Source organism: Atribacter sp., assembly GCF_035418125.1.
GTDB lineage: Bacteria > Atribacterota > Atribacteria > Atribacterales > Atribacteraceae > Atribacter > Atribacter allofermentans.
In genome coordinates, this window is sequence record NZ_DAOLQM010000117.1 from 1 (window position 1) to 6,428 (window position 6,428).

The following is a 6,428-nucleotide window of genomic DNA, read 5'->3' on the forward strand; positions in this document are numbered from 1 at the left end:
GTAAGCTACACTACTAAAAAATTCACGAAAAGCCATCCCTTGGTCCGCAGCCCAAAAAATACTGAGACCATATAATAAAACGGTAAGGAGGAAAAAATATTCGACGGGAGTTTTTATAGTAATTACTTTTCTTTGGTAAGCTATTTGATAGAAAAAATAAATAATGGCAAGGAGGAAAACCGCCAAAAAAAAGGGATATCTTTCGTAATCAAAATATAAACCCCGGTAATAAGGGGATAAAAGCACAATCAACAATAAACCATATTGAAGAAATTTTTCTAAAAGTGGAAGAGTTCTTTCGGGAGATTCGACTACAGGAAGCTTTGACTTGGTTATTTTTACCGTCTTTATCTTTTTCTTAGCTGCCATTTTATCTTTCCTTCTCCAGTTTTCTCTCTATTTTATTGAATATAAAATGAATTTTCAATGGGATTATACAGTATATTGGTTTTGAATAGCTTTCCCTAATAAAATTCTATCCTGTTCTCCCTGGATAAATATAGGAAGAATCCTTCCATAATCAGAAGCCAAAATTCCCTCCCCTCGAACTGGTATGTAATTATCAGAATAACCAGTTACCACATGGTTTTCAGTGGTTGCCTCAACCAATACTGATAATGTTTTTCCAATAAAAGACCGATAATATTTGATTTGGCTGTTGTAAATAATTTTTAATAACTGTGCTTCTCGGTCTTTTTTGGCTTGAAAAGGAACCCCTTCAATCTTATCCCACTGGGAAGCAGGAGTAAAAGGACGTGGAGAATAAACAAAAACATGAGCACGGGAAAAACCGATTTCCTGACAAAATTCAATTGTTTCAGTAAACAGTTTTTCCGATTCCCCAGGGAATCCTACAATAATGTCAGTACTAATTGCTATATTTCTATCATAACTCCGAATTAATTCTACTAGTTCTCTATAAAATTGAGTGGTATAACCCCTTCCCATCTTTAATAAAACTTCATCGCTCCCACTTTGGAGAGGGATATGAAAATGCGGGCATACTCGAGGGATCAAAGAAAAATATCGATCCAAAAACTTTTTATCAATCAGAAACGGCTCAATAGAACTTAAACGATAGCGAACGATATTGGTTGCTCTTATCAATTCTTCCAGTAATTCAATCAGGGTAGTATGATTACTCCCAAAATCATACCTTCCTAAGTTAATACCACACAAAACAATTTCATGAACACCTTTTCTTTCTAAATGAATTGCTTGGTGAATTATTTTTTCTGGTTCTTCACTCCGAACAGCACCACGGAGGTGGGGTACAATACAATAATTGCAGAAATGATCACATCCATCCTCGATTTTTAACCAGACCCGAGCCCGTTTGGTTTCTGGTATGACTTTTTCTGAGAAAGAATCATTCCAAGGTAAATTGAGTTTTTCCATTACCTTTTTGATCTTCTCTGGAGAATCAATAACCTGGAGACGAGGCTGAGGAAGTGGAAATTGACGGGTATACAAAGGGCTATAACACCCAATAAGAATAACTTGTGATGTTTCATTATTCCTTAAAGCTCGGCTGATCCATTGACGAGTTTTTTTTTCCGACATCTTGGTCACTGCGCAGCTATTAATAATGTACCAATCAGCTTGATCCTCGAAAGGAACCAAAGAAATATCTTCACTTTTTAATAGTGCAGCAAGAATATCACTTTCTGACTGATTTACTCTACATCCGAGAGTTTTAATAGCAATTTTCATGTTTCGATTCCAGGCTGGCTATACTCACAATACTGGCATATAAAGCAGCAGTTTCACTTCGTAGAATTTGGTTGGAAAATCTTAAAAAACAAACTTTGGGAAGAGAATGAAGCTGTTCTTTTTCACCTTCACTAAAATCACCTTCCGGGCCAACAATAATTTGCAAAGAAAATGAACTTTGTTCTTTTAAATAATCCGATATTGATTCCGAGGAACTAAAATCACCAATAATAGTATTCAGGTTATTGCTTCGGCAGTGAGTGAGAAAATCAGACCAATTTGTAATCACTTTAAGAATAGGAAAACGTATTCTTCCTGATTGCTTCGCTGCTTCGATAATAATCTTTCTCCAACGTTCTTCTTTCGTTGAAGAAATACGTTCACGAACACATCGCTCACAATAAAAAATTCCAATACCAGAAACACCAACTTCGACCAATTTTTCTATGAGCCATTCTAAACGGGACCAATTTTTTAGAAGAGGTTGCCATATCCACAGCTGATAAGCATTGTCTTCTTTTTTTACCTTTCCAACAACTTCGACTTGGGCTAATTGCGAAACAAATCCTTTAAATATGCCTGAATATAAACTACCTAATCCATCTGATAACAGAATCTCGGTTTCAGGCTGAATTCGATTGGTTTTGAGGTGAAGACTTTCTTCATGGCTAAGAGCAAGAATAGTTGATTGGTTTATTTCTGGATGGTAATAAAATCGACTCATTCTAATTTTTCTAACCTTCAGTGCTGGTGAAAGCTTCTTTTATTCGTTCAAAAATTCCACCTGATTTTTTATTTTTTTCCTGACCTTCTAATTCGGCCAATTGCTCCATCAGTTTTTTATATTCACCGGTTAATCGTCTTGGTATGCGAAGCTTGAGTTGAACAAACTGGTCACCCCGTGAACCGTTACTTGGATCAACTAAACCCTTACCTCTTAACTTTAAAACTGAATGAGTGTCCGTCCCGGGTGAAATTTTAATTTTCTCCATGCCTTGTATGGTAGGAACTTCGATTTCATCACCTAAAACTAGCTGGGTATAAGTCACCTCGGCATCAAAGAAGAGATTTTTGCCTTTCCTCTCTAAGATTTTATGTGGTTTTACTGTTATTGAAACATACAAATCCCCAGCTGGACCATCGTTTTCCCCGGCTTCTCCTTCCCCGGATACTCGAAGTCGATAGCCACTATCAACTCCAGCTGGAAATTTTAATTTTAGTTTCCGGGTCGTTTTCACCTTCCCTGAACCATGACATTTCTGACAAGTATCTTCAGCGACATAACCTTTTCCGTGACAAAAATTACAAATACGTGAAGTCACTATTGAACCAAAAATTGAAGTTTGAGTATGTTTAATTTCTCCGGTACCTCGACAATGAGGACAGGAGACTTTCTTTTTCCCACCAACTCCCTGGCATTCCTTACAGAATTCTATTCTTGAATATTCAATTTCTTTCTCCACTCCAAAAGCGGCTTCTTCAAATTCAAGCGTAACATCAACATTGATATTTGCCCCTTTCGTTGGACGGGATGCTGAGTCTCTTCGTCGTGATCCGGTAGAACTTCCAAAAAACATATCAAAGATGTCACCAAAACTTCCAAAATCTCCAAACGGATCAAAGTCTTGCCCAAAACCTCCTCCACCATAACCGGCTTGAGCACGGGAGTCAAAAGCGGCATGGCCAAAACGATCATAAGTAGTCCGCTTTTCCGTATCAGAAAGAACTTGGTAGGCTTCATTGATTTCTTTAAATTTTTCAACCGTATCTTTATTTCCAGGATTGGCATCAGGATGGTATTGTCTTGCCAGCCTTCGATAGGATTTCTTTATCTCTTCTAAGGAAGCGTTACGATTCACTCCCAAAACTTCGTAATAATCCTTTTTCATGCACAAATCACCTTTAATTATTTCCATATTATTCGGAGAAGAATACGATTACTTTATATCAATTTTGTAAAAAAATCAAAGAAGTTCAAATAATTAATAGTATTGAAGATCAATGGGGAGATTTAATAAAAGGAAAATCCTTAGGCCAAACTATTATTTGACCCAAGGATTTTCCATCACTTACTTCTGATCATCATCAACTACTTTATAATCTGCATCAACCACATTATCATTTTCTTTATTCGTATCCGAACTTGTTTCAGCTTTTGCTCCCGCTGCCTCACCAGGACCCTGCTGGCCAGAGGTTTGTCGGTATAGCTCCTGAGCTAAAGCATGAGAAGTTGATTGGAGTTCATCCATTTTACGTCGAATATCAGCAACGTCATCACCTTTCACAGCTTCCTTGAGGTCATTCAAAGAAGCTTCTGCTTTACTCTTCGTTTCAGCTGACAACTTGCCTCCTGACTCTCTCAAGGTTTTTTCTACTGAATAGGTCAGGTTTTCTGCTTGGTTTTTCAACTCAATTTCTTCTTGCTTTTTCTTGTCCTCTTCGGCATGAAGTTCTGACTCTCGCAACATACGATCAATGTCTTCTTTCGATAAACCACTGGAAGCTTTTATTGTTATGGCTTGTTCTTTATTAGTCGCCAAGTCTTTGGCCGATACATGGAGAATTCCATCAGCATCAATATCAAACTTGACTTCAACCTGAGGAACTCCCCGTGGTGCCGGTGGAATTCCAGACAGCTGAAATTTTCCAAGAGAATTATTATCTTTTGCTAAAGGCCGCTCTCCCTGGAGTACCTGAATCTCAACTGTTGTTTGATTATCAGCAGCTGTGGTAAAAACTTGACTCTTCGAAACCGGCACTGTCGTATTCCGCTCAATGATACGAGTAAAAACTCCTCCCAAAGTTTCAATTCCCAAAGAAAGTGGAGTTACGTCTAGCAGAAGAACGTCTTTTACTTCTCCTTTTAATACTCCAGCTTGAATAGCTGCTCCATCAGAAACTACTTCGTCGGGATTGACTCCACGTTTTGGTTCTTTCTGGAATATCCTTTTGACGACTTCTTCTACCTTTGGCATTCGGGTCATACCACCAACCAAAATGACTGTATCAATGTCTTCTGGCTTAAGGCCAGCATCTTTCATTGCCCGTTCACAGGGTTCAAAGGTACGTTCAATAAGATCTGCGGTTAACTGCTCTAATTTTGCTCTAGTGATAGTCATCACTAAATGTCGAGGTCCAGATGCATCGGCAGTAATAAAGGGTAAATTCACTTCGGTTTGGAGCGAACCGGATAATTCAATTTTGGCTTTTTCAGCGGCTTCTTTTAAACGCTGCAGAGCCATTTGATCTCCCCGAAGATCGATGCCTTGATCTTTACGAAACTCTTCAATAATGTAATCCATTACTCTTCGGTCGAAATCGTCACCACCAAGGAATGTATCTCCCGAGGTGGATTTTACCTCAAACACACCTTCACCAATTTCAAGAATTGAAATATCAAAAGTCCCGCCACCTAAATCATACACGGCTATGACTTCCTCTTTTCCCTTTCCCAAACCATAAGCCAATGAAGCTGCGGTTGGTTCGTTTATGATTCTTTTTACTTCAAGTCCGGCAATTTTCCCAGCATCCTTGGTTGCCTGACGCTGATTATCATTAAAGTACGCTGGGACAGTGATAACTGCTTCGGTTATTTTTTCTCCTAAGAATTCCTCGGCATCCTCTTTCATTTTCTTTAATATCATTGCTGATATTTCGGGAGGAGTGTATACTCGATCTCCAATTTTTACAGCAGCTTCTCCATGTTTTCCGGGTACAATTTCATAAGGAAGTACTTTACGCGCCTTTTCAACCTCTGGATCATCATAACGTCGACCCATTAAACGCTTTATAGAATAAATGGTATTCTTTGGATTGGTTATTGCTTGTCTTTTGGCTAACTGACCAACCAATATTTCGCCATTTTTAGTAAATGCAACAATTGAGGGTGTTAAACGAGAACCTTCTTTATTGGGTATAATGGTTGGTTGACCACCCTCCATATAAGCCACAACAGAATTGGTTGTTCCCAAATCAATACCGATTACTTTTGCCATAGTGTTTGCCTCCTTTACCTTTCTTTCTCATTTTTATCCCAACGATTAACCGATACCTGAGCTGCACGTAAAACTTCTTCATTCAACATATATCCTTTTCTTAACTCATCGACAATCGCATAATCCTCATAATCAGGGGATGAAATCGTCATCATTGCCTCATGATACTTTGGATCAAACTTTTCACCCAGGGTGGTTATCTGTCGAACTCCTTCTTTTTCCAAAATATTTAAAAGTTTGCGATAGATTAGCTCAGCTCCTTCTACGTAAGACTGATGGACTTCATTTTTTTTACTTTCAAGAATGGCATTATCCATATCATCCATTACCGGAAGGATTTTGAGTATTAAATCTCTATTGGATGATTTTATAAAGCTATCCCGAAATTGCCTTTCCCTCTTCCGATAGTTTTCAAACTCTGCCTTTAATGATTTTAAGTTTTTCAAATATTCTTCTGATTTCTTTTGGTATTCTTCGGCGTTGTTACGGTATTCTTCACAAATATTTTTTAATTCTTCCAAAGAAATCTCATCACAACCCGATGTATCATTTTTATTAACGACCTTCGGTTCCTCCTTCTGGTTGTTCATTCTAATATCACCGTCCTTATTTATTTCATCCTCTTTCTGCCTTGTCATGGTCGTGACCTTTAAAATTTTACCATCTTAGACTATCGTATTTAATCACTTATTTTCTTATTTGTCAAGTAAGGTCAAACTA

Annotated in this window: 5 protein-coding genes and 1 pseudogene; all 6 read right to left on the reverse strand. The window is 37.9% G+C overall.

Features of this window, described 5'->3' with window-relative positions; genetic code table 11:
- A pseudogene (locus PLK24_RS06915) lies at positions 1-369 on the reverse strand (hypothetical protein); the annotation flags it as partial.
- Between the two features lie 63 nt (positions 370-432).
- Complete coding sequence (gene mtaB / locus PLK24_RS06920) at positions 433-1,713, reverse strand: tRNA (N(6)-L-threonylcarbamoyladenosine(37)-C(2))-methylthiotransferase MtaB (RefSeq protein ID WP_324477601.1); 1,281 nt, start codon at positions 1,711-1,713, stop codon at positions 433-435.
- Positions 1,697-2,437 carry an RsmE family RNA methyltransferase gene (locus PLK24_RS06925; RefSeq protein ID WP_324477603.1) on the reverse strand — a complete coding sequence of 247 codons (741 nt, stop codon included), beginning with the start codon at positions 2,435-2,437 and terminating at the stop codon, positions 1,697-1,699. Before PLK24_RS06925 ends, mtaB begins: the two co-directional genes overlap by 17 nt.
- Positions 2,438-2,447: 10 nt before the next feature.
- Positions 2,448-3,602: a molecular chaperone DnaJ gene (dnaJ, locus tag PLK24_RS06930; protein ID WP_324477605.1), complete on the reverse strand. Its 1,155-nt coding sequence runs from the start codon at positions 3,600-3,602 to the stop codon at positions 2,448-2,450.
- 180 nt (positions 3,603-3,782) lie between these two features.
- Positions 3,783-5,708 (reverse strand): molecular chaperone DnaK, encoded by a 1,926-nt coding sequence (gene dnaK, locus PLK24_RS06935; protein WP_324477607.1) that lies wholly within the window; start codon positions 5,706-5,708, stop codon positions 3,783-3,785.
- 14 nt (positions 5,709-5,722) lie between these two features.
- Positions 5,723-6,298, reverse strand: a complete 576-nt coding sequence (locus PLK24_RS06940; RefSeq protein ID WP_324477608.1) for a nucleotide exchange factor GrpE — start codon at positions 6,296-6,298, stop codon at positions 5,723-5,725.
- Positions 6,299-6,428: the final 130 nt, after the last annotated feature.